This is a genomic window from Pseudomonas lyxosi (genome assembly GCF_047758685.1).
GTDB lineage: Bacteria > Pseudomonadota > Gammaproteobacteria > Pseudomonadales > Pseudomonadaceae > Aquipseudomonas > Aquipseudomonas lyxosi.
Map to the genome: position 1 here is coordinate 5,006,308 of NZ_CP180481.1, position 21,774 is coordinate 5,028,081.

Consider the following 21,774-nt stretch of genomic DNA (forward strand, 5'->3'; position numbering starts at 1 on the left):
ACCAGAGGAAGTGGATGCAGAATGCGTCGTCGGATACATTGGTAAAATACCAAGTTAATTATCCTGACTTTATCCGCGAGTAATGTTTGATGCTCGGCCAACTCCATGATCTCGATCTGCAACTGCTGCGCCTGTTCGTCAACGTGGTGGAATGCGGCGGCTTCAGCGCGGCTCAGGGTGAGTTGGGTTTGAGCCAGTCGAGCATCAGCCAGCAAATGGCCAAACTGGAAACCCGGCTCGGCTATCGCCTGTGCAGTCGTGGCAAGGGCGGCTTCAAAATCACGCCCAAGGGCGAACAACTGCTCAGCGCGACTCGCAACCTGTTCGAGTCCATCGAACCCTTCCGCCACCAATCCAACGGCGTGGCCGGGCGTTTGATCGGCGAGGTGCGTCTGGGGCTGTCCGAAGCACTCGACCAATCGGTGCTGCAACGGGTGGCCGATGCGATCCGGCGCTTTCGTGAACGGGACGAATCGGTCCGCATCGAGTTGATCAGCGCCATGCCCGGCGAAATGGAACGGCTGCTGCTACAACAACGACTGGACCTGGCGATCGGTTACTTCTCACAAGTGCAAAGCGCTTTTGACTACCGCGAACTGTTTACCGAAACCCAGCACTTGTATTGCGCATCCGGCCATCCGTTGTTCACCGACGATGCACCTGACGATCTAGCGCTACAGGCGTGTGATCGGGTCGATCACCCTTACCGCTTCCTGCGCAGCGACGAACCCTTCCAGGGGAAGATGTGTTCGGCGCGCTCGGAGCAAGTCGAAGGCACCCTCGCCTTCATTCTTTCCGGCAAGCATGTCGGTTATTTGCCCAGCCACTTTGCCCGGAGCTGGGAAGACAAAGGCTTGCTGCGGGCCGTGCGCCGAGGCGATATGAGTTTTGACGTGGCGTTCCACCTGGCCCGCCATCGCGCCCAGGTGCCGGGGGATGCGCAAAAGGCCTTTGAAGAGGATTTACTCGCGGCGTTCGCTTGATGATCGTTCCCACGCTCTGCGTGGGAATGCAGCCAGGGACGCTCCGCGTCCCAAGAGCGGACGCAGAGCGTCCGGTGAGGCATTCCCACTCGGGAGCGTGGGAATGATCAGTACGTTGTGCGTTGCCCTCGATGCCCGCTGCTGGCATCCTGCGCCTCCATTTTTTACCCGGCCCGCCTTCTGGCATGCACACCACCATGACCGCCTCTGAAAAAGCCCCTGCCCCGCGCAATAACGACCTGATTTACGGCCTCGACGATCGCCCGCATCTGACCGCCACCGTCTTCGCCGCCCTGCAACACGTGCTCGCCAGTTTCGTCGGCATCATCACCCCGACCCTGATCATGGGCGGCGCCCTCGGCTTGCAAAGTGAAGTGCCGTACCTGATCAGCATGGCGCTGTTCGTTTCGGGTCTGGGCACGTTTGTTCAGGCGCGACGTTTCGGCCCGATCGGTTCCGGCCTGCTGTGTCTGCAAGGCACCAGCTTCTCATTCATCAGCGTGATTCTCAGTGCCGGTTTCATGGTCAAGGCCCGGGGCGGCGGCACCGATGAGATCCTGTCGACCATCTTCGGTGTGTGCTTTTTCGCCGCCTTCATCGAAGTGGTGTTGAGCCAGTTCATCGGCAAATTGCGGATGCTGATCACCCCGGTGGTGACCGGCACGATCATCACGCTGATGGGCCTCTCGCTGATCAAAGTCGCCATGACCGACATCGCCGGTGGTTTCGGTGTGGCGGATCTCGGCGCGGCCAGTCATCTGGCCCTGGCGGCCCTGGTGCTCGGAACGATTGTGCTGTTGAACCGGGTCGATGTGCCGTTTCTGCGTCTCGGTGCAATCGTCATCGGCCTGACCCTCGGTTATGTCGTGGCCTGGCTGATGGGTGACGTCAACTTCGCCAGCTTGCCCGACGTCCCCCTGATGAGCGTGCCGGTGCCGTTCAAGTACGGCTTTAACTTCGATTGGGTGGCGTTTGTGCCGGTGGCGGTGATTTTCCTCGTGTCGCCGCTGGAAGCCGCCGGTGACTTGACGGCCAACTCGATGATTTCCCGGCAGCCAGTCAAAGGCCCGATCTACATCCGCCGGATCAAGTCCGGCCTGCTCGCCGACGGCCTCAACTCAGCCATGGCCGCCGTGTTCAACAGCATGCCGATGGTGACCTTCGCCCAGAACAACGGCGTGATTCAGCTCACCGGCGTGGCCAGCCGCTACGTGGCATTTTTCATAGCCGGTTTGTTGGTGCTGCTGGGGTTGTTCCCGATGATCGGCGCGGTGCTGCAACTGATGCCCAAACCGGTACTCGGTGGTGCTGAACTGGTGATGTTCGGCACCGTCGCCGTCGCCGGGATCAAGATCCTCGCCGAAGCCGGCCTGCATCGGCGCAACATGCTGATCGTGTCGATTTCGCTCGGCATGGGTCTGGGTGTCGCGGCGGTTCCGGAAGTGCTGCGCGAGTTGCCGAAGGCGCTGCACAACATCTTCGAATCGCCGATCACCGTCGGCGCGTTGTGCGCTATCGTGCTGAATATCTTCCTGCCCGAAGAGTTCATTGAACTGGAAGAGGACGATTTCGATCCGGAAGCCTCGATCCTGCGGGTCATGGAAAACCCGGATGTCCCGGCCAAGGGTGAACCCGTCTCGCCCGCAGCTGTCGCACCCTTGAACCGCTAGAAAATGCTCGAGGCCGAGCCACTGGCGGTTCGGCCTTTTCTTTAAGAGAGCATGTCCATGCGCAGTGTCCACGCCGTTATCCTTTCCCTGCTGTTGCTCTCCCTGAGCGCCTGCGCCCTGCTGCCCAATCGCGATCCGCTGAACATCAACGTGGTCGGCTTCGAGCCGTTGCAAAGCCAGGACATGGAAGTGCGCTTTGCCGTGAAAATACGCGTACAAAACCCCAACGAAACCGCCATCAATTACAACGGCGTGGCCCTGGACCTGGAAGTCAACGGCCAGCCACTCGCCTCCGGTGTCAGCGATCAATCGGGCTCGATTGCACGCTTTTCCGAAACCGTGCTGACCGTGCCGGTCAGCGTTTCGGCGTTCTCGGTGCTGCGTCAGACCCTGGGCCTGAGCAAAACCCAAACCCTCGACAACCTGCCCTACGTCCTGCACGGCAAACTCGCGGGCGGCTTGTTCGGCACCATGCGTTTCGTGGACAGTGGCAAACTCAGTCTGCCAACATCGACCACCGGCACCTGGTAATCCACAGAGATTATGCGTTGAAGCGGACACCCGGTTTGGCCCGCTCATCCACCGACAACTCAAACACGTCCGGGCGCGCGTAGTGCCCCACCACGTCGAAGTCGTAACGGGCACGGACCAGATCATCGGTGTCGATTTCTGCGGTGAGCAAACCGGCGCTGTCACGCAGCGGCCCCGCCAGAATGTCGCCCATCGGCCCGACGATCACGCTGCCACCGGCAATCAATGGCCGGTCCGCCGGCCAGTTGGCAACCTCCACGCCCAAGGATTGCGGTGAATCCTGAACCTGACAGGCGCTGACCACAAAGCAGCGCCCTTCATGGGCGATATGGCGCATGCTGACCTGCCACATTTCCCGCTCGTCCACCGTTGGCGCGCACCAGACCTCCACGCCTTTGGCGTACATCGCGGTGCGCAGCAGCGGCATCATGTTTTCCCAACACACCACCGCGCCGATCCGCCCGACCTGACTGTCGATCACCGGCAGCGTCGAGCCATCGCCTTTGCTCCAGATCAACCGTTCTGTGCCGGTGGGCATCAGTTTGCGGTGCTTGGCGACCAGCCCGGCCTGCGGATCGAAATACAACGCGGTGCAGTACAAAGTGCTACCGGCGCGTTCGATGACACCGATCACCAGGTTGGCGCCGGTGCGCGCTGACAACCCGGCCAACGCTTCGGTTTCCGCGCCGGGCACGTCGATCGCATTGGCGAAATACCGGGCGAAGGCTTCACGCCCTTCCGGCAGTCGATACCCCAATTGAGTGCCAAAGCCTTCGCCCTTGGGGTAACCGCCGAGCAACGCTTCCGGCATCACCACCAGCGCAGCGCCGGATTCGATAATCGCGTTTTCCCAGGCAAGAACCTGCTCCAGGGTCTCGACCTTGCCACCGGGCAAGGCGCCGATTTGCAGTGCAGCAACGATTGACTTGGGCATCGCAGTAACTCCGAAAGCAATGAGGTGTTGCTCATTCTCAAGCGTCACAGGATCATGAATAAAGCCCCATTCACTGCTGAATGATATGAACCAAATGAATATCGCCTCCATTGATCTCAACCTGCTAAAAGTCTTCGAAGCGCTGCATGAAGAGTCCAGCGCCAGTCGGGCCGCATTGCGTCTGGGCGTGACGCAATCAGCCGTCAGCGCCTCACTGCGTAGGCTTCGCGAGGTGTACGGCGATCAGTTGTTCGTGCGCACCGGCCGAGGACTCGCGCCCACGCTCAAGGCCAACCAGTTGAAACCGGTGGTCAGCGATGCCCTGAACAAATGCCGGCAAAGCCTGGCGATGGTCGATCCGGCCGCCCACCATTACGACGGGCGCTCGGTGACCGTGGGTATGTCCGATGATTTCGAAATCGCTTATGGGCGCCGGCTGATCGAGGAAATCGCCCGCGTCGCACCGAAGCTGCGGCTGATCTTTCGTCAGACCCACAGCCAGATCGTCGCTCAGGCGTTGATGGAGCGCAGCATTGATCTGGCGATCACCGCCGGTGGGTTTGCCGAGCGCTTGCTCAGCCGTCAGGTGCTGGGAGAAGGCGGTTATCTGTGCCTGGTGGACCCGCTCAGTCTGGCCGAGGGACAACAGACCCTCAGCCTTGATGAGTTCGTCGCCCGTGAACACATTCTGGTGTCGTCGGGCGGCTTTATCGGGATCACCGATGAGGGGCTGGCGGCGCTGGGGTTGAGCCGGCGGGTATGCGCTTCGACCACACACTTTGCGGCATTGCCGCACTTGCTCAAGGGCAGTCAGGCCGTGGCGACCATTCCGGCCCATGCGGCCCAAAGCATTGCCTCACTCAGCGGACTGGCACTGCTGCCCTGCCCTCTGGCGTTGCCGCGATACCCGATCGAACTGGGCTGGCGCACCAGTACACGCCTCGATCCGGTGGTGCTGAAAGTGCGGGAAGCGATTGTCGCGAGTTTTGCGAGCGCTACTTGGCAGCCATCAGGCGATTGACTTCACTGCGCACCATGTTCGCAAATTCCGGGGGCGACATGCCGTCAAGTTCGGCGCGGACCCACTCCGCCCATTTGCCTTTGCGCTTGGCGCGTTCACCGAACAACCGCGCGGCTTCGCCCTTGGACTTGCCCAGGTTGCTTTGCCAGAGATCGAACAGACGGGATTTCTCATCTTCAAGCGCAGCGCGCTCGGCAAGGGGTTTGTCGGCCAGATTGAAGCTCATGGGAGTTACCTGCTGCGTAAAATAGGCGACATCTTACACTGTAGGAAGAAATGTCCGACTCAGGATTTTTCCTCAGGGTTGGGTCAACGCGAAATCCACTGCAACTTTTTCGCTGACGACAGACTCCACTGTTCACTGTCCATTTATCTGCAAGGAGTACCTCAATGGCCCGGAAAACCGCCGCACAAGTCGCCGAAGACCAGATCAAGGATCAAGCCTTCAGCGAACTTCAGGCTCTGATCGAAGAGTCGGAAAAGCTGCTCAAAAGCAGCGCCTCACTGGTGGGTGAGGAAGCGGACACACTTCGTGGGCAGATCGCCCAGAAACTTCAGCAGGCTCGGGACTCCGTCACCAGCGTTCGTGACCGGACCAAACCTGCGGTCGAAGCCACTGAAACCTACATCGGTGGTCATCCGTGGCAAACCGTGGCGATCTCTGCCGGTTTCGGCCTGGTAGTCGGGTTGTTGCTGGGTCGACGGTAAGCGGTTCTGCTTTAGGTACAAAAGCAAAAAGGCGAGCATTGAGCTCGCCTTTTTCTTGCCCGGCTTTATGCAGACTGAGAGTATGCAGGACTCAGAGTCCGGCCAATTCCCGCAAACTCGCCAACGTCTGATCGTCGAGCCGGATGCCTTCGGTGCTGGACTTGGCCCGTTGTTGGTGACGTCGATCCCCCGGCAAACGCTTGAGCCCCACACCGTGCATCTGTCGGACCAGTTCCTGACTGCGCTCGGCAAAACTCTGCCCGGCCGCCTTGCTCGGGTCGATCACGATCAACAGTTGGCCAGTCCACGGCGTCTTGGCGCCCGGATGATTCGACCAATCGAACTCGAAGGAAAAGTTGCCGCCGGTCAACGCCGCCGCCAACAGTTCCACCATCATCGACAGCGCCGAGCCTTTATGCCCGCCAAACGGCAGCAACGCGCCGCCCTCAAGAATCGCTTTCGGGTCCTGGGTCGGCTGGCCAAGACCGTCCACCCCCATGCCTGGCGGCAAACGCTCGCCCTTGCGTGCGGCGATCTGCACATCGCCATGGGCAATGGCGCTGGTCGCCAGGTCGAAGACAATCGGATCACCGTCAGCCCGAGGGGCGGCGAAAGCAATCGGGTTGGTCCCGAACAACGGACGATCAGCGCCGTGCGGCACCACGCAGGTCATGCTGTTGACCACGCTCAGCGCCACCAGCCCTTCATAGGCGAAGGGCTCGACATCCGGCCACAAGGCCGCGAAATGGTGGGAATTACGAATCGCCAGCACCGCAATGCCCGCGCTGCGGGCCTTCTCCACCAACAGTGCGCGTGCTGCGGCGAGGGCCGGCTGGGCGAAACCATTACCGGCATCGACCCGGACAAAGCCCGAAGCCACGTCCTCGACCACCGGCACGGCCTGGCCATTGACCCAGCCGCTCCGGAGCGTCGACACGTAACCGGGAATGCGGAACACGCCATGACTATGGGCGCCATCGCGTTCGGCGCCGGCGCAGTTGAGGGCCAGTGTCCTGGCCACCTCGGCGGAGGTGCCATGGCGCTGAAAAATCTGCTCAAGCAAAAGAACGAGCGCGTCGAAATCGAGCGTTTGAGTGTTCGAACTGACGGCCACTTCGGGCGTTGCGGTCATCTGAAGCTCCAGTTTTATTATTGAGTACGGGCAACAGGGTGAAGCGAGGTTGCAGGGCAACCCAAAACAGTTGTCGATTAAGCGCTGTTCTACCGGCTTCCTGTCAAGTCTCGACAGCCTGTTCGCATCAAGCAATATGTACCGCACCCGAGCCTTCCACTGACCGTACTGTTTTTCCTCAATCCAACGACCGGCGATTACCCGCCGATCGCAGCACAACGAGGAAAAACCATGTCTGCTCCCCCACTGCCGTATTTTTTCGACGAAGCAGAACTTGCATCCAATGCCAGACAGCCTGATGAACGCGAAAATGAACTGTCCTTCACGATTGATGACCTGAAGTGGTTGAAGGTTGTTTATCTGGCGACGCATCAAATCCGTATCGCCAATAGCAAGCCCATGCACGTCGCCCAGCTGCTTTTAAGCGTGCCTGATGCACCCGATATTCCCCTGGCCGGCGCTTTTGCCATGAGCCGGCCCAACGATGGAGAAGTCACGCTCTACACACCGTGGAAAGGCCTGATCAAATTCGCGGACATGGAGGACCTCAAAAGCAGACTCAAGGAATGGTTGGCACAGCCCACCGGGAAGCGTGAGTTATTGCGCTTTCTCTCCATCGAGCAACGCAGCACTTTACCCCCCGCCACTGCGCCAGACATTGCCACGCAAACAATCGAAGGTGCGGTGTTCCAGGACCAGGAGCTCACCCTCGAGCGCAATCAGGCTCAGAACCTCAAGACGATGATGGGTGAGCTGCTCAAGCTGCCAACGCTGCAATCGATGCTGGACGAGACCCTCAAGAACGCATTGAACAAACCGTTCCCCAGTCTGGACCAGCGCCTTACTCGACTGAAGAGCTTTGTCATGACGACTTCAGCTTTAGGCAGAGATTACCAACACACGCTTTCCTCGCATTCACTGAGCGATGCCCTGCTGCATTACTACCTGACCAACGAGTGGCCGACTGGCGATTCCAGAGTCTTTTCCAATCCCCAACACAGTGTGAGCAGCGACGCCGATAACCAGGCCTGGGAAAGCGCAGTCAAAGAGCTCGCGCAAAGTTTTACCCCTCACTTGCAGAGCCTGCTCAGAACGTTCTGGAACACACCGATGAGCAACGGGCAGTCACGCTCGGCGTTTTTTGCCGAGGGTTTACGCGACACCTTTCACGTGAAGCTTTTGCTTCAGCGTCAGCAAGGTGTTCTAACGACGCAGGAATACCTGCGACTGATGAATGTCAGCCTCGAACCTGAAACCGTCGATCCTCTCCGCATCGAAAAAGTGCGTATCACCGCGCCCTTCAAGCATTACGCGCAGCTGGCCTCGACCTTGATGATCGGCAGCCGCGAAACCCTGGGCTTTCTGTACACACAGTCCAGAGGCATCGAGGCGACGACCGACCTGCCCGCGGTCAGGGAAATCGTCCTGGAGATGATGAAAAGCGAAGGCCACGAAGACACGCTGCTCAACTTCATGTCTTTGGACGAACGCGGCACGTTTCTTTCATTGGAGCCGAATGAGCGCGTCATTGTCGGTGAACCGATCATCAGCCCGGTTTTTGCACAATTGATGGACGACATCCTTGGCAAACAACGGGAGAACCTGTCCCACGCGCTGAGCCGTTACCGTGAAAGCGAAGGTACACAGGATCCTCATGCCTTGATCGACAAGGCACTGGATGTCCGGGGACTGATCGACGATCGACTGCTGGCGGCCGATGCCGCAGGACGCTGGAGTACACGCGCCGACCAGCGCTGGAGCGCGCAACCGGCCACCGTTCGTGCCGAATCAGCCAAAGAGCAACTGGCCCGGCTTTCCTCCGTTAAGGTGGCGCTCGACCAACTCCTCGACAACCATCCGGTCATTCCCACAACAACCCGCACGATTACCGAGGCGCAGCGCATCGTCGATTCTTCGCTCGGGAGCTTGCAATCGAGTTTCACTCACACCCTGTCAACGGCATTGCGCAGTGAATTCAAGCTGCACGCCGTCACGCGCACCCTGAGTGCGACGGAACAGGCGATCATCAAAACCGTGCTTGATACCCCGGTACGCTTGCAGCGAGCTGCATTGAACGGCTTTTTGCCGGACGTATTTTCCTTGGCGTTGAAGGCAAGCGAAGCCACGGCCCCGTTGAAACTGGCCAGTTGTTTTGTGCTGACTGAACGTGGAGGCCTGGACCCGAAGCATTCGGGCAAGGCGATTTTGTGGACGCCGGCGTCGGGATTTGAAGCCTTCAGGGCATTGACTCCGTTGCTGACCGAGCTGGATCGACGCCTCAAGGACGCCGAAGATCGCACCACCCTTCTGGAGAACCTTGTACGTAGCGAGAGAGTGGCTGGGCAGACTTACACCCTGGCACCGCTGCACCGAATAGATGAGCATTTTCTCGATCACGTGCAAAAGCCCTATGTTCAGCTGGACCAGGCGTGCGTTACCCGTGCGCTGGCCACCAGGCTTCCCGCGACGACCCTGGCCAGTCTTCTGAAGCTGGTGGCGCTGCGTCAACCGATGACGGGGTTAGACCGTGCGACGGACATTGCCCAATCCCTGACGACCCAGCAAAAACTGCCGGCATGGTTGGCCAAGGCGTCCATTCAAGACCAGATACTGCATGCGGAGCTGCTTCAGCAATACCTCGACAACGTCACCGACGACCAGGACTACCTCACCGGCATACGCTCCCTGGCACGCACGGCACACCATGCACTTGAAAAACAACTCAAGGCAGATACGTTCAACATCGATCCGGATAAGGTCCAGATCCAGATCAGCGCACGCTCGAGGTCTGCGGCCAGCACCCAAACCCTGACCGACTTCGCACTGACCCATTTCAAGGATCTGGACAAAACCCATTTCAAACTGGTGTCGCTTGATAACACCAAGATTCCCGAGGACATGGACCAAAGCTACATCAGAGACCTGATACGAAACTTGAAGCTGGGTGAACATCAACAAAAGACATTGAACGAAGCATTTGCAGACACCCAGGCGGATGCAACGGACCGCAGGAAGCGGTTTTACACGCAATTACCCTGGCAGCTGATGCATTACGCCCACACGGAAAAACTGCAGGAGCGCCTGAGCGAGACGGGGTTTGATCTGATACGCCAAGTCATGGATATGCCCGACGCCATCGCCCGCGCGGCAGTCGACGGCGCCCACGCGATCATCCGCCCACTTGAGCTCCTGGGCATCAAGAGTCAACAGGCGGTCAAAGTGCCAGGCGTCTATCTGATTGGCTCATCGGCCGATAGCACCGCGCCACAGGTCCTTGTCGCGCCTCATAGCCCTCGGCACGGGGTGAAAGAATATGAAAACGAGAAACAATTGCTGACAGAGCTGAAGACCCGCGGTTCGCTGCTCGATTGGGTACTCATGAATCTGCCGCAGCCTGATCGGATGCTGTTGGAAAACCGGATGGCGACCAGCAGCACCCGTGTCGCCAGAGCCGCACCACAGACCAACGTTAGTCGCGAAACCAATGTCACATTGGCGTCCAACCCGATCAAGGGGAGCCTGTTAAAGCACTTGTTCGATGATAACGCCGCGCTGTTGGCCCGATTGCTCGGTTGTCAGTCCGATGACAACAAGCAGGGCGAATGGGCAACCATCAAGCATGTGCTGGGTGAAGATTTGCATGAGGCATCTACGTTCTTGACGGGCAAGCTTGCCTACCCGATCACGGTGTGGCGCAGTTATCGCGACATCAAGCAATCCGCCGAAGACCTTCAAACGCACAAATGGGGGGCGGCGATAAAGGAATTTATCAGCGGCATTGCACAACTGGCCACGTTGCGACAATCGCTGGAAGCGCAAACGAAGCCATTTTCCACGCCAAGTGCACCTGCGCCAGAAACGCCCGATACCCGGTTCAAATGGCAGAATGTTGCCATTACAGCCCCCGAACGTACGCAGTTGAAGCGTCATGAAAGCATCGACGTCGATCTGAATTCGCTCACATTAAACTCAAGTCTTGGGCTCTATACCCATCCGACGACAAAAAAAACCTACGCACCGGTTGAAGGAAAGGTATATCCGGTCGCAAAGCGCGGCACACGCTGGCGCATCGCCGACACAAACATTCGCGGCCCGCGGCTGAGTCAGAACGTGTCGAAACAATGGGTTCTGGATAGGGAAACGCCAGCGCCCCGTTTCAGCATCGGCAATCGGTTGAGCACCGCATTTTTTGTTTGGCAAGGCATGAACGTTGATGCCAATGGAATGCCCGAAATCCGTCGACTGTTTCCACAAAAGGCTCGTCAGATTGACGAGGCGCTCGACCTGGCAACCACCTATGCCTGGAACTGCTTTCAAAACCTGCAATTGCTGAAGTCTTCCGACCACACGGTTACCCCCGTGCATCAACTCATCATGGATTTTATTGATGTACCGCAAGTGCAGCCCGCGCATGTGGAACAGCTTGAAAAAGTCATGAGCGACATTTTTGCGGCCTTGTTGGACCCCTCACTCAGAAAGCCGAAGACCAGTCGTTTTGTAATCGGCAGGCTGCTCAGTGGCGCGCAAACATCATTCGGTTTCACCGTTCCAACGGATGCAAAGCGGAAAATTTATCTGGCAGAAAAGTTCTTCGACACCGTTTTCGACAATTACCGCCCACATCTTACCGACCCTGCCTTCCCTCTCAACACCCATGCTCGAGCTGCAACCCTTATTCATGAGCTTTCCCACATCGTCTGCAACACCGAAGACATTGCTTACCTCGATTCCGGCAGACCATTCTCCCATCTGATCGATACGACCAGCCCAACCGGCCATGACCTCAAGGAGGCGTTGACTACCCTTCAGGACACCGCACTCTCGATCAAGACACCCCTGACTCAGCTGTTCATGACCGAGGATCCTGATACCGGTGTGTGGGAGGATCCGGGCAGCACTTCATATGAAAATACTGATCGGGTAAAAGCGCATATATTGACCTTGACTGGCGGAGAAAACCTGAGCGGTGCCCGCAAAATTTTCAAGAGAGATCCACTGGTCAGACTCAAGGTGCAACTCGGCAACGCCGACAGCGTTGCATGGCTCATCAGCCATATGGGGCGCCAACTGCACACCAGCATCCCGTGAATCAGAAAAATAAATTCCCATTTGATGGGTAATTGCCATGACGGTTGTTCTCGCAGACTTCCTCACAAGGTTAGAATGCAGGAAATCAGGATGAGTCAATGACCGACAACCCTCTCTCGCAAGCCCAATATGACGCAATCACCGATGCCGCTGCGCATTGGTGCATGCGTCTGCACGCCAACGATTGCACTGCTGAAGAGCGGCTGGCTTTCGAGCAATGGCATGACGCTCATCCGCTTCACGCGTTCGAGTACGAGGCCATGCTGGAGATCTGGGATGTCGCGGGGGACCTGCCACGTCCAGAAACCGTGGTCCCGATGGTCCGCGCCAAACCTGCCACGCCTTGGCGCACTTTCGGTATCGCCGCCGCGGTTTGCGCCATGGCATTGCCGCTGGCGGCCTATAGCGGCTGGAACCTGGGCTGGCTACCCAATTCCTACCAACATTTCGAGGCGAACGACAATGTCCGCCAGGTCACCCTGAGCGATGGCAGTCAGGTGGAACTGAACCTGGGCAGTGAGCTGACGTTCAGCAACTACAAGGATCAACGTCGGATTACGCTGAAAAAGGGCGAAGCCTTCTTCAGCGTCAGCCACGACACTCGGCACCCCTTCATTGTCAAAGCGGCCGAAGGCAGGATTCGGGTCACCGGAACCAAATTCAACGTCTGGATGTATGAAGATCAGGTACGCGTGAACCTGATAGAAGGTTCGGTGCTGGTGAGCAGTAATGACGCCGTTGCGGGTGACGGTTTGCGCCTCGAGCCAGCGATGCAGGCTAGCTATAGACGCGGCGACTTCACTCCCCGGATCAGTCAGACTTACGACAATGACAACTCACTGGCCTGGCGCAGCGGAAAACTGGTGCTCGATGATCTGGCGCTGACCGACGCATTGCCATTGATCAATCGCTACTTGAGCAAACCGGTGATGGTGGCCGACAACAGCACTGGCTCGATTCGCATCGGCGGCATCTACAACATCAAAGAACTCAACAACCTGGTGGCCTCCCTGCCCAAGGTATTGCCGGTCTACCTGACCCGCAACAAGGATGGCAATCCGGTCCTCAATTCCATTCCGCAACAAGCCCCAAAAAGCTGAAGGCCACAACCTTTGCAAGGTGCGGCCTTCATTCTTGGTTCAAACACCATCAGCGTTACTGTACGGCCACCTTCCCGGCTTTTTCATCCTGCTCGCGGATCGTCTGAACCTGGTACTGCGGATCGGACGTGATCTGCTGTTCGGTGAACGGCAACACACTCAACTGCTTCCTGGAAAATGCCACGGTCTGATCTCTGGAGTACCTGGAGGCCGGGTCACTGGATAGCGAGAATGCCAGCAGCCCCTGGGCCTGCGGCCCCTTGTCATCGAAGGTCACCACCTGCAAATAGCTGGTACCGCTGACGACCTCGAGTTTACCGTCGGTTCTCGGCACGCTCTGAATGGCGTTATAGACTCCAAGAGTGCCAGGTCCACCGTGAATCGGCGTCTGCTGGCCGCCGCTGCTGACCACCTGGATATCACCCCAGCGGCTATCGGCCTTGAGCCCCATCTTGTTCACCTGAGCTACCGACGCCAGCATCGCTTCGCGAACCGCCTTTGCGACTTCCGGACGATCGACCGCCAGGCCACGCGGGGTGTGTTGCGGGTCTTTCGGATCGAACGCTACACGCCACGGATCAGGCGTTTCCTGTAGCGACGCCATGACATTCTGGAAATGCACAAACCCCAGACCACTGTCCAGATTCGCACTGCGATCCCAAGCCTTGAGACTGGCACACAGCGGCGCGAGCGCTGGTGCATCGCTACCCAGTGCCGCCATACAGAACTGCAGCAGGTCCGGCATCACTTGTGCCGCCTGATACACCTGATCGTCCATCACCATGTGTTGCAGATCTGTCGCTGCTATCGGGCCTGCCTTGTTCAGCGTATTCAGGCGATCCAGCGCAAAACGCGAGCGCAGCCCCAATGGCTGGCCGTCCTGGCTGATCAGCGGCGAAAAACCGGTAAGCGGTTGCGCCGGGTTGGCCATCCAGGCCGAATCGTTGGAGTGCTGCACAAAATCCTTGCGCAACAGCTGCGGCAACTTGTCTGCGGCAAAAATGCCTTTTTGTGCAGCCGTCGGGTCGATGTCCCAGGCACACGCACTGCTGGAACCGTCGAGGACGATCATCTGTAATCCGGCCCGCGGATCACTGCACTTGGCCAGTTTGTCGGCACTGACGTTCGGCACGACCGAAAGATTCATGTACAGCGTCTGTCCCTGATCATCCGTCGCCAGGGTGTTGACCCACGGGATCCCCTGGACCTTGTGCACCGAGGCCTGCAAGTCCTTGAGGCTGACCGCGCGGTTCATCGCATACCACTGCTGCAAGACCCGGTCGTTATCCAGATTGGCGTCGCGCAAGCTGTAGGCGAACTGGTTGTCCCAGTCGAGCTTTCCGGGCCATTGCACGATCGGACCGAACTGCGAACTGTAGACCACATGAGAAACCGGTCTGGTCCGGCCATCCGGTTGTTTCACGTTCACGGTCAGGGTCTGTTTCTTCATCGGCAATGACTTGCCGTCGAGCAGATAACGGGTCGAATCCTTGGGATCGAGTTGCAGGCGATACAAGGTGAAATGCTTGGACGAGTCCACCGTGTGGGTCCACGCCAGGTGCTGGTTGAAACCGATGTTGATCATCGGCAGCCCCGGCAGCGCCGCGCCCATGACGTCCAGTTTGCCGGGAATGGTCAGGTGCATTTGATAGAAACGCATCCCGCCGACCCAAGGGAAATGCGGATTGGCCAGCAACATGCCGCGGCCATTGAACGAACGTTCACTGCCGACCGCCACGGCGTTACTGCCGCGATCCAGGGCAAAACGCTGCATGCGCGAGGCGGCCATTTGGAACGACACCGGTACGTCTGCCACATGTGCAACGGTTTTAGGGGGGGGGGCGCCGGCCAAGGCTTCGGCAAACTGCCCTACTCCGCCCTCGACCAGCAGACGTCGCGTCAACTTGACCAGATCCTGGGTGGTAATCTCGCGTACCCAGTCGCCCTGACACTGCTGCGGCAAACCCTGTGCCCGACGCTCGGTCAGCGAACGGTTATAGCCCGCCACATACCCTTCAACGAGATCGCGCACTTGCGGGGTTTGCGCCTGCCAGAAACCGGAGACGGCCTGTGGCGTATTCAGCCAATTGAAAAACAGATCGCTGACCAGGTTTTCGCGTTCTTCGACTGTGAACTGATCCGGGCCGAAATAGCGTGAACGCTCGCCGTTCACGGTAGTGATCTCATTGGCCAGCAGGCACAGGTTGTCCTGAGCGTAGGCGTAACCAATGCCATAACCGAGCCCGCGCTCGTTGTCGGCACGGATATGCGGCACACCGAAACTGGTCCGGCGAATGTCCGCGCTTGCCTGCTCCGGCTGACTGCGTGCGTTTGCCGCAAGACTCAAGCCCACCAACACGCCTGCAAGGCTCAACCGGGTTAACTGCCTGGAAATAATCACGCTCGCTCCTGATCGAAAAGACAAACACCCTGCGTCATACACGCACAGCGCCTTCCCCTAGGAACGAAACAAATGACAAAAATTTAAGCCCTGAAAGGCGCTTTTTCACGGGCATCTCACAGGCCGCTGACGTGATGGCGACAAAATTTCTACATTCGGGGCTTCATTATTTGTCCTGCTCGTACGTCTTATTGAGTGAGAGCACCCATCACATTTCCTGGCCGGCTCGGAAAAGGAGTTTTTGCATGTACAACTCGCAACTGCCAACGGACGGTAGCAATGCGCCAAAGGGCTCTGCCATGGGCTCCGGTGTTTTCAGTCAACGGGGCGAGCGCAATGGCAACGAGCGGATCAGGTTGCTGCTCAAAAGCTATGGTCTGCGAACCAGTCTGATCCGCCTGAAAGTCATCGACGCCTTGCTGACTGCCGCCGAAAGCGACCGTAGCCTTGGCGTGCGCGGCGTGCACAGCCACTTGCTGGACCTGGATATTCCCCTGTCCTTTCTCAGTGTGCGGGAAGTGTTGAAACGCTTGTGCAGCGAAGGCGTGATCACGCTCAATGCGGACAAAAGCTACAGCCTGCATCCGCACGCTGCAGCCATGCTCCATCGCGAGTGATCCGCTCAAGGTGCGTCGTTCAGGGTTTGACCTTGCGACGCATCATGCCATTGATCACCACCACGATCACCGCCACGCCGATGGCGATGTACTGAAACAGCTTCTCGCTGATGACGCCTGCGTTTTGCAGATACGAAAGGCCGAACATGATCCCCAACACCACGAGGGAGATCAGAATCGAGTATTTCAAACGTTGCGACTGAGTCATTGCGAGTTCCTGAACCTGAAAAATGTATCCGGTTTGTATCAGAACGCATGCCAAGCCCCTACCTTTCTCCGGGGATGGGACGCTACAAACGGGGTCTCATGTTACAGCCGATGAAGAGATTTGGCTTCATAGTGGCGATAACCATGAGGATTTTGAAATGTTCCGTCGAATCACACTGCTGATTCCCCTGCTCGCTCTCCTGACACTGAGCGGCTGCATCGTTTTCCCCCACGGCGGCTGGCACGGCGGTCACCATTATGACCGTGGCGGGCCGGGTTATTACCAGCATCGATAATGGTTGGTTGTGTCATAAAGCGTGAATAATTGAACATTCATTCGTAAGACAAATACCCCACCCAATAACTACTGAACAAATGCCCGCCCTGTCGCGGGCATTTTTCGTACATGCATATTCACTTCTTTTTTCCTTCCCTGTGCACATCGAAACATAGCGATAACCATTGAAGCTTTCGGTCTCAATCGTCCATTTGAGCTATTCATATTCGATGATTACTCTCGATGCATCGCAATAAAACCCGCTATTAAATTTTGAGCAAAGAACAGGGATGCCATGCACAAGCCTTTAATCAATATCAGCCCCCATCATTTGTTTGGCTTTTGCCTTGCAATCACTTTTTTCGAACTGCTGACCTATATGGCCAGCGACATGATTATGCCGGCTATGTTGACCGTCACCCGACAACTGGATGCCAGCCCCGACCATGTCCCCTACGCCTTCACTCTTTATCTGGCCGGCGGCATGCTTCTGCAATGGCTGATTGGCCCGCTGTCTGATCATTTCGGTCGCCGCCGGATGTTGCTCATCGGCTGTGCGGTATTCGCCCTGGCCTGTGTCGCAGCGTTCAACGTGCAAAGCATTTATGCGTTCAACGGCTTGCGACTGATTCAGGGCATGGGGTTGGGGTTTGTCATCGCGGTCAGCTACCCGGCCCTGCAAGAAGTTTTCTGCGAAGCCGACGCGGTCAAAATCATGGCGTTGTTGGGGAATGTTGCGCTGCTCTCCCCGCTTCTGGGGCCGTTACTCGGCAGTCTGCTACTGGAGTGGTTGTCCTGGCGGGAATTGTTTTTACTGCTGGGTATCGGCGGCGTGATGGTCTGGCTCGGGCTTTACCTGTTCATGCCGGAAACCGTGGGCACCCTGCGCCACGACGGTCAGCGAACGGAAGCCGTGCGCTTTGAATGGCACGGCACCGTGCGCCGCTATGCCGTTTTGCTGACTAACCCGCAATTCCTTTGCGCCGCTGTCGCGCTGGGCGTGATGAGCCTGCCCTTGATTGCCTGGATCGGGTTGGCGCCGCTCTTGCTGATCCACAACCAGGGGTTTTCAACTCTGCACTATGGCCTGTGGCAAATCCCGGTGTTTGCGGCGGTCATTCTGGGCAATCTGATCCTCAACCGACTGATTGCCAACATTGAACTGCCACAACTGATTCGCTACGCGCTTTGGCCGTTTTGCGGCGGGCTGATCGCGTTAGTCGCCGTCAGCTTCTACGGCGCTTCGACAGCCGTGCTGATCAGCTGCCTGGCGCTTTACGCCGTGGGTCTTGGCATGAGCAATGCGGCGCTGTACCGGCTTGCGCTGTTCGCCAGCGACGATAGCAAAGGTCTGGTCTCGGCCATGATCGGCATGATCTCGATCGCCGTCATGGGTGGCGGCGGCTCGCTTATTGCGGCCGTCGGTGCCGGTGACAGCCACGAATCCTTCGCCCTGATGGCGGGTCTTGCGGGGCTTCTGTGCCTGGCGCCCCTCAGTCTGTTTCTGCGGCGCTCTCACATCGCGCTTGCGGTCTGACACCACACAGTAGGTCTTTTGATGATCCATTTACCTCACACCGATGCGTTCTGCGCGTTAACGCAACCCTATTGCCTGGATTCCGTACCCGAGGGCCTGTTCGACCAGGCGATGGGGGAAATCAGCCTGTTTCATTGTCACCACACGCCTGGTTACGAACGCTGGCTAAACGCCAACGGGCTCGATGCAAAGGACCTGGAGACACTGGATGACTGGTCCAGGTTGCCACCGATTTTCGCCAACTATTTCAAACGTCACTTGTTGTTCGGCCCCACCGGCGAAGGCGCGCTGGAGCTGACATCGTCTGGCACCAGTGGCCAGAAGAGTCGCATGCGCTATGACCTTCGCAGCATGACAGCAGCTCAAGGCATGGTGAGCCACATTTTCCGGCACTACGGCTGGGATACTCCGCAAAGCCCCTGCAATTATTTGCTCCTGAGCTACGAGCCCGAGGCGGCCATCACCTTGGGCACCGCTTACACCGACCAGTTTCTTTGTAGCTATGCGCCCGTCAATCGGGTCGTCTACGGATTGCGCCGGACGGGTAATGGTCACGAGTTCGACCTGTTTGGCGTGATTCGCGCCTTGCAGGAGTTTTCCGACGAGGGATTGCCCGTGCGGATTCTCGGATTTCCAGCGTTCCTTTCCCATGCGCTACAGCACATGGAAGACACCAGTGCACCGAGTCTCAAGCTACCGGCCCAGTCGCTGGTGTTTCTGGGTGGCGGCTGGAAAACCCAGGCCGCGCAAGAGATCCCCCTGCTTGAATTGTATGCCCGACTCAATCGGCAATTGGGTATCGACCTGTCCCGCTGCCGGGATGGCTACGGTGCCGTCGAGCATGCCGTGCCCTACATTCAATGTGCCCGCCATCATTTTCATGCCCCCATCTACTCGAAGGTTTTCGTGCGCAACCCATCCGATTTCACGGTCCAGCCATATGGCCAGCGCGGCTTGCTGGAATTCGTCTCCCCGTACATTTCGTCAAGCCCTGCTCACGCGGTGGTCATGGGCGATCTGGCGACATTACACCCCGGCGCACATTGCGGATGCGGCCTGACGACCGATTGGTTCGAGCTGCACGGACGTGCCGGCACCACCGCCAGTCGCAGCTGCGCCATGGCGGCCTCTGAACTGCTGGGAGGGGCTTGATATGTACCTCATCAATGGCCAACTGCGTGACGACGTTACCCCGGAAAGCGCCCTCGAGCGCCTTCAGAAACAATTGCCCGGATTGCTTTCCGCACCGATCGACAGCGAGACCGTCATCAAGGCCGCAGCTCATTTCGCCACTCAATTACACACTCGCAGCCTGGATCTACCTCTCGATGACAATCAATGTCAGGGGCTGATCGAGTTCTGCCAGCGCAGCAACCTGAGCAGGAAGCTTGAGCGGGAACTGGGTTCGCAACCCCGTTCGCTGAGGCGTATCGACTACCGGCAGCCGCACTTTGAAAGCTGGCACCCCTTGGGGCTGGTGGTGCATGTGACGCCAGGCAATGCGCCGATGCTGGCGTTCTGCGCGATTCTCGAAAGCCTGCTGGCCGGTAACATTAACTGGTTACGCCCCAGCGCCAGCGATGCGGGTTTGACTGCACAATTGCTGGCCGCCCTTGTGCAGTGCGACACCAGTGGCAGGCTTGCCGAATTCGTCGCGGTGCTGCCCGTGGCCACTTCCCGAATAGCTGAACTCTGCGCTCGGGCCGATGGCGTGTCAGCCTGGGGCGGTGAAAAGGCGCTCAAGGCGATTCGTCAGCAGATCCCCACCGGATGCCGCTGGATCGACTGGGGGCACAGGATCAGTTTCGCTTATCTGTCGCCTGACGCGGCCAACTCTTCGGTGCTGGATGCGTTGGTGGATGAGGTGTGCAGTCTGGATCAGCAAGCGTGTTCCAGCCCGCAATGGGTGCTGGTGGACAGCAACGACCCGGCCATCCTGCAGGACCTGGGCGAGCGTTTGAGCGAAGCCTTCAAACGTCGCGCGTCGCACTGGCCGGCGCTGGTGCCCACGGACCAAGAGGCTTGCGAGATCACCACCCGTACCGCCATGGCGCAACTGGATTACTGTTTTGCGAACCAGAGCGGCCAGGTCTGGGCCGGCCACGGATGGCGGATCATCTGGGAACACCATCAAACGCTCGCACCGTCGCCGCTGTTTCGCACGGTGCTGCTCAAACCCGTACCGCAACACTTGATCGCCAAGACGCTGTTGCCCTGGCGCACCGTCCTGCAAAGTTGCGCGCTGATTTGCTCTCCGACAGAAACGCCAGGACTTGTGCGAACGCTGGTCAACGCTGGGGTCACCCGTATTGCGCCTTGCGCGGGGATTCATGACGGCTACGCCGGTGAGCCCCATGACGGCGTCTACGCGTTGACGCGCCTTAGTCGCCGCCTCTCGGTGAGTCTGTCGCCGGATGTTTTGCCTGGCCGGGCAACGCTCGACCCGGTCCCGCCCGCCCCTGACACCGCCCATGCGCCGATCATGGACAAAAACACCTTCACGACCCAGCCGATGGGCGCCGCGGCGCAATTGTATTTTCGCTCAGGAGGGAGCAGCGGCACTCCGGCCCTCGCCGGTTTCAGCTATCGCGACTTCCAACGGCAGATGCGCGCAGCGGCCGACGGCCTGTTCGCCGCCGGGCTCGATCCTTCACAGGACCGGGTCATGAACCTGTTTTACGGCGGCAGCCTGTACGGAGGTTTCCTCAGTTTTACCAAAATACTGGAACAGATGGGCGTCACACATTTCCCCATGGGTGCGCCCCAGGACGATGACTTCAGCGAAATCGCCCAACTGATCGTTGACCAGCGTGTCACCGTGCTGATTGGCATGCCGAGCACCTTGCATCGTCTGTTCTTCAACGAGCAGGCCCGACTCCGCACGTACGCAGGTATTGGCAAAGTGTTCCTCGGCGGCGAGCATCCGGGCCAAACCAGCCTGAGCCTCATGGAAAGCTGCGGGGTCTCGATGATCCGCTCGGCGATCTATGGCTCCGTCGACGCCGGTCCCTTGGGGCATGCGTGCGCAGCCACCGCGAATGGGGTGTTTCACTTGATGTGCGACACGCAGCATCTGGAAATTGTGCAGATCGAACGGGATGAACCGGTTCAGGCCAATGAGATCGGGCGCCTGTTGTTTACTTCTCGAGCGCGGCAAGGCCAAACCGTGCGCCGATATGACGTGGGCGACACCGGTCGCTGGATACCCGGAGCCTGCCCGTGCGGACTGGACTCACCCCGGTTCGAACTGCTCCAGCGCCACGGCAAACTGGTTCGAATGGGCACGGAGTTCATTTCGCCGTCGGCTCTGCAGGATAACGTCGGCGCACCCATTCAGATTGTTCTGGACCACACCCCTGACGGCGTCGAGCGACTTAAAGTTCTAACGGATGCGAACATCAACCAGGTTCGCAACGCATTGCTGAGCCATGAAGCACTGGCAAATGCCGTAAACGCCAAACTGTTAACTGTCGACGTTCAAATGTGTACCGAGCAAGCGTTCTTTCGAAACAAACACAGCGGCAAAACACCTTTGGTTATTGATAAAAGAAAATAAAGATATCGCCCA

Annotated in this window: 17 protein-coding genes; 12 read left to right on the forward strand and 5 right to left on the reverse strand. The window is 58.3% G+C overall.

From position 1 onward, the window contains the following. Positions 1-89 precede the first annotated feature (89 nt). The 3 genes from ACMXYI_RS22900 (at position 90) to ACMXYI_RS22910 (ending at position 3,184) form a co-directional block, all read left to right on the forward strand. A complete protein-coding gene (locus tag ACMXYI_RS22900; protein ID WP_415769203.1) occupies positions 90-983 on the forward strand; it encodes a LysR family transcriptional regulator in 894 nt (297 codons plus the stop codon). Positions 984-1,180: 197 nt separating this feature from the next. Then, on the forward strand, positions 1,181-2,653 hold the full coding sequence (locus ACMXYI_RS22905; RefSeq protein ID WP_415769204.1) for a nucleobase:cation symporter-2 family protein: 1,473 nt from the start codon (positions 1,181-1,183) through the stop codon (positions 2,651-2,653). A gap of 57 nt (positions 2,654-2,710) precedes the next feature. Beyond that, on the forward strand, positions 2,711-3,184 hold the full coding sequence (locus ACMXYI_RS22910) for an LEA type 2 family protein (protein ID WP_415769205.1): 474 nt from the start codon (positions 2,711-2,713) through the stop codon (positions 3,182-3,184). A gap of 10 nt (positions 3,185-3,194) precedes the next feature. Here the strand turns inward: ACMXYI_RS22910 and ACMXYI_RS22915 are convergent, their stop codons facing one another. After that, on the reverse strand, positions 3,195-4,118 hold the full coding sequence (locus ACMXYI_RS22915) for a carbon-nitrogen hydrolase family protein (protein ID WP_415769206.1): 924 nt from the start codon (positions 4,116-4,118) through the stop codon (positions 3,195-3,197). A gap of 85 nt (positions 4,119-4,203) precedes the next feature. Here ACMXYI_RS22915 and ACMXYI_RS22920 point away from each other — a divergent pair, with 85 nt between their 5' ends. Next, positions 4,204-5,139 (forward strand): LysR family transcriptional regulator, encoded by a 936-nt coding sequence (locus ACMXYI_RS22920; RefSeq protein WP_415769207.1) that lies wholly within the window; start codon positions 4,204-4,206, stop codon positions 5,137-5,139. Here ACMXYI_RS22920 and ACMXYI_RS22925 read toward each other — a convergent pair. Then, entirely contained in the window at positions 5,114-5,365 is a 252-nt protein-coding gene (locus ACMXYI_RS22925; protein WP_008155229.1) for a hypothetical protein, read from the reverse strand. The two genes, ACMXYI_RS22920 and ACMXYI_RS22925, sit on opposite strands and share 26 nt — an antisense overlap. Positions 5,366-5,529: 164 nt before the next feature. On the opposite strand from ACMXYI_RS22925, the gene ACMXYI_RS22930 reads away from it, so the two are divergent. Further along, a complete protein-coding gene (locus ACMXYI_RS22930) occupies positions 5,530-5,847 on the forward strand; it encodes a DUF883 family protein (protein ID WP_123364977.1) in 318 nt (105 codons plus the stop codon). Between the two features lie 91 nt (positions 5,848-5,938). Here ACMXYI_RS22930 and ACMXYI_RS22935 read toward each other — a convergent pair whose 3' ends face one another. After that, positions 5,939-6,979 carry an Ldh family oxidoreductase gene (locus tag ACMXYI_RS22935; protein WP_415769208.1) on the reverse strand — a complete coding sequence of 347 codons (1,041 nt, stop codon included), beginning with the start codon at positions 6,977-6,979 and terminating at the stop codon, positions 5,939-5,941. Positions 6,980-7,210: 231 nt separating this feature from the next. Between ACMXYI_RS22935 and ACMXYI_RS22940 the strand changes: the two genes are divergently transcribed. Both ACMXYI_RS22940 and ACMXYI_RS22945 read left to right on the forward strand, forming a co-directional pair. After that, on the forward strand, positions 7,211-12,067 hold the full coding sequence (locus tag ACMXYI_RS22940) for a dermonecrotic toxin domain-containing protein (RefSeq protein WP_415769209.1): 4,857 nt from the start codon (positions 7,211-7,213) through the stop codon (positions 12,065-12,067). A gap of 98 nt (positions 12,068-12,165) precedes the next feature. Beyond that, a complete protein-coding gene (locus tag ACMXYI_RS22945) occupies positions 12,166-13,167 on the forward strand; it encodes a FecR family protein (RefSeq protein WP_415769210.1) in 1,002 nt (333 codons plus the stop codon). A 55-nt stretch (positions 13,168-13,222) separates the two neighbouring features. Here the strand turns inward: ACMXYI_RS22945 and ACMXYI_RS22950 are convergent, their stop codons facing one another. Continuing rightward, the gene (locus ACMXYI_RS22950; protein WP_415769211.1) at positions 13,223-15,568 is read right to left on the reverse strand and encodes a bifunctional acylase PvdQ; all 2,346 of its coding nucleotides are present in this window, start codon (positions 15,566-15,568) and stop codon (positions 13,223-13,225) included. Positions 15,569-15,813: 245 nt separating this feature from the next. Between ACMXYI_RS22950 and ACMXYI_RS22955 the strand changes: the two genes are divergently transcribed. After that, the gene (locus ACMXYI_RS22955) at positions 15,814-16,185 is read left to right on the forward strand and encodes a fe2+ zn2+ uptake regulation protein (protein ID WP_415769212.1); all 372 of its coding nucleotides are present in this window, start codon (positions 15,814-15,816) and stop codon (positions 16,183-16,185) included. Positions 16,186-16,204: 19 nt separating this feature from the next. On the opposite strand, the gene ACMXYI_RS22960 is transcribed toward ACMXYI_RS22955, so the two are convergent. Further along, positions 16,205-16,393 (reverse strand): hypothetical protein, encoded by a 189-nt coding sequence (locus tag ACMXYI_RS22960; protein WP_033055104.1) that lies wholly within the window; start codon positions 16,391-16,393, stop codon positions 16,205-16,207. Positions 16,394-16,550: 157 nt separating this feature from the next. On the opposite strand from ACMXYI_RS22960, the gene ACMXYI_RS22965 reads away from it, so the two are divergent. The 4 genes from ACMXYI_RS22965 to ACMXYI_RS22980 all read left to right on the forward strand — a co-directional run bounded on the left by ACMXYI_RS22965 (position 16,551) and on the right by ACMXYI_RS22980 (position 21,762). Further along, positions 16,551-16,688, forward strand: a complete 138-nt coding sequence (locus ACMXYI_RS22965; RefSeq protein WP_008155215.1) for a hypothetical protein — start codon at positions 16,551-16,553, stop codon at positions 16,686-16,688. A gap of 276 nt (positions 16,689-16,964) precedes the next feature. Then, positions 16,965-18,206 (forward strand): MFS transporter, encoded by a 1,242-nt coding sequence (locus tag ACMXYI_RS22970; protein ID WP_415769213.1) that lies wholly within the window; start codon positions 16,965-16,967, stop codon positions 18,204-18,206. Between the two features lie 21 nt (positions 18,207-18,227). Beyond that, the gene (locus tag ACMXYI_RS22975) at positions 18,228-19,358 is read left to right on the forward strand and encodes an acyl-protein synthase (protein ID WP_415769214.1); all 1,131 of its coding nucleotides are present in this window, start codon (positions 18,228-18,230) and stop codon (positions 19,356-19,358) included. Position 19,359: 1 nt separating this feature from the next. After that, positions 19,360-21,762, forward strand: coding sequence for an aldehyde dehydrogenase family protein (locus ACMXYI_RS22980; RefSeq protein WP_415769215.1), 2,403 nt, complete (start codon positions 19,360-19,362; stop codon positions 21,760-21,762). The last annotated feature ends 12 nt before the right edge of the window (positions 21,763-21,774 follow it).

Bases quoted from the DNA above. Each gene is read 5' to 3' on its own strand.
- ACMXYI_RS22900 (WP_415769203.1), top strand. From the start codon at position 90: ATGCTCGGCCAACTCCATGATCTCGATCTGCAACTGCTGCGCCTGTTC.
- ACMXYI_RS22905 (WP_415769204.1), top strand. From the start codon at position 1,181: ATGACCGCCTCTGAAAAAGCCCCTGCCCCGCGCAATAACGACCTGATT.
- ACMXYI_RS22910 (WP_415769205.1), top strand. From the start codon at position 2,711: ATGCGCAGTGTCCACGCCGTTATCCTTTCCCTGCTGTTGCTCTCCCTG.
- ACMXYI_RS22915 (WP_415769206.1), bottom strand. From the start codon at position 4,118: ATGCCCAAGTCAATCGTTGCTGCACTGCAAATCGGCGCCTTGCCCGGT.
- ACMXYI_RS22920 (WP_415769207.1), top strand. From the start codon at position 4,204: ATGAACCAAATGAATATCGCCTCCATTGATCTCAACCTGCTAAAAGTC.
- ACMXYI_RS22925 (WP_008155229.1), bottom strand. From the start codon at position 5,365: ATGAGCTTCAATCTGGCCGACAAACCCCTTGCCGAGCGCGCTGCGCTT.
- ACMXYI_RS22930 (WP_123364977.1), top strand. From the start codon at position 5,530: ATGGCCCGGAAAACCGCCGCACAAGTCGCCGAAGACCAGATCAAGGAT.
- ACMXYI_RS22935 (WP_415769208.1), bottom strand. From the start codon at position 6,979: ATGACCGCAACGCCCGAAGTGGCCGTCAGTTCGAACACTCAAACGCTC.
- ACMXYI_RS22940 (WP_415769209.1), top strand. From the start codon at position 7,211: ATGTCTGCTCCCCCACTGCCGTATTTTTTCGACGAAGCAGAACTTGCA.
- ACMXYI_RS22945 (WP_415769210.1), top strand. From the start codon at position 12,166: ATGACCGACAACCCTCTCTCGCAAGCCCAATATGACGCAATCACCGAT.
- ACMXYI_RS22955 (WP_415769212.1), top strand. From the start codon at position 15,814: ATGTACAACTCGCAACTGCCAACGGACGGTAGCAATGCGCCAAAGGGC.
- ACMXYI_RS22960 (WP_033055104.1), bottom strand. From the start codon at position 16,393: ATGACTCAGTCGCAACGTTTGAAATACTCGATTCTGATCTCCCTCGTG.
- ACMXYI_RS22965 (WP_008155215.1), top strand. From the start codon at position 16,551: ATGTTCCGTCGAATCACACTGCTGATTCCCCTGCTCGCTCTCCTGACA.
- ACMXYI_RS22970 (WP_415769213.1), top strand. From the start codon at position 16,965: ATGCACAAGCCTTTAATCAATATCAGCCCCCATCATTTGTTTGGCTTT.
- ACMXYI_RS22975 (WP_415769214.1), top strand. From the start codon at position 18,228: ATGATCCATTTACCTCACACCGATGCGTTCTGCGCGTTAACGCAACCC.
- ACMXYI_RS22980 (WP_415769215.1), top strand. From the start codon at position 19,360: ATGTACCTCATCAATGGCCAACTGCGTGACGACGTTACCCCGGAAAGC.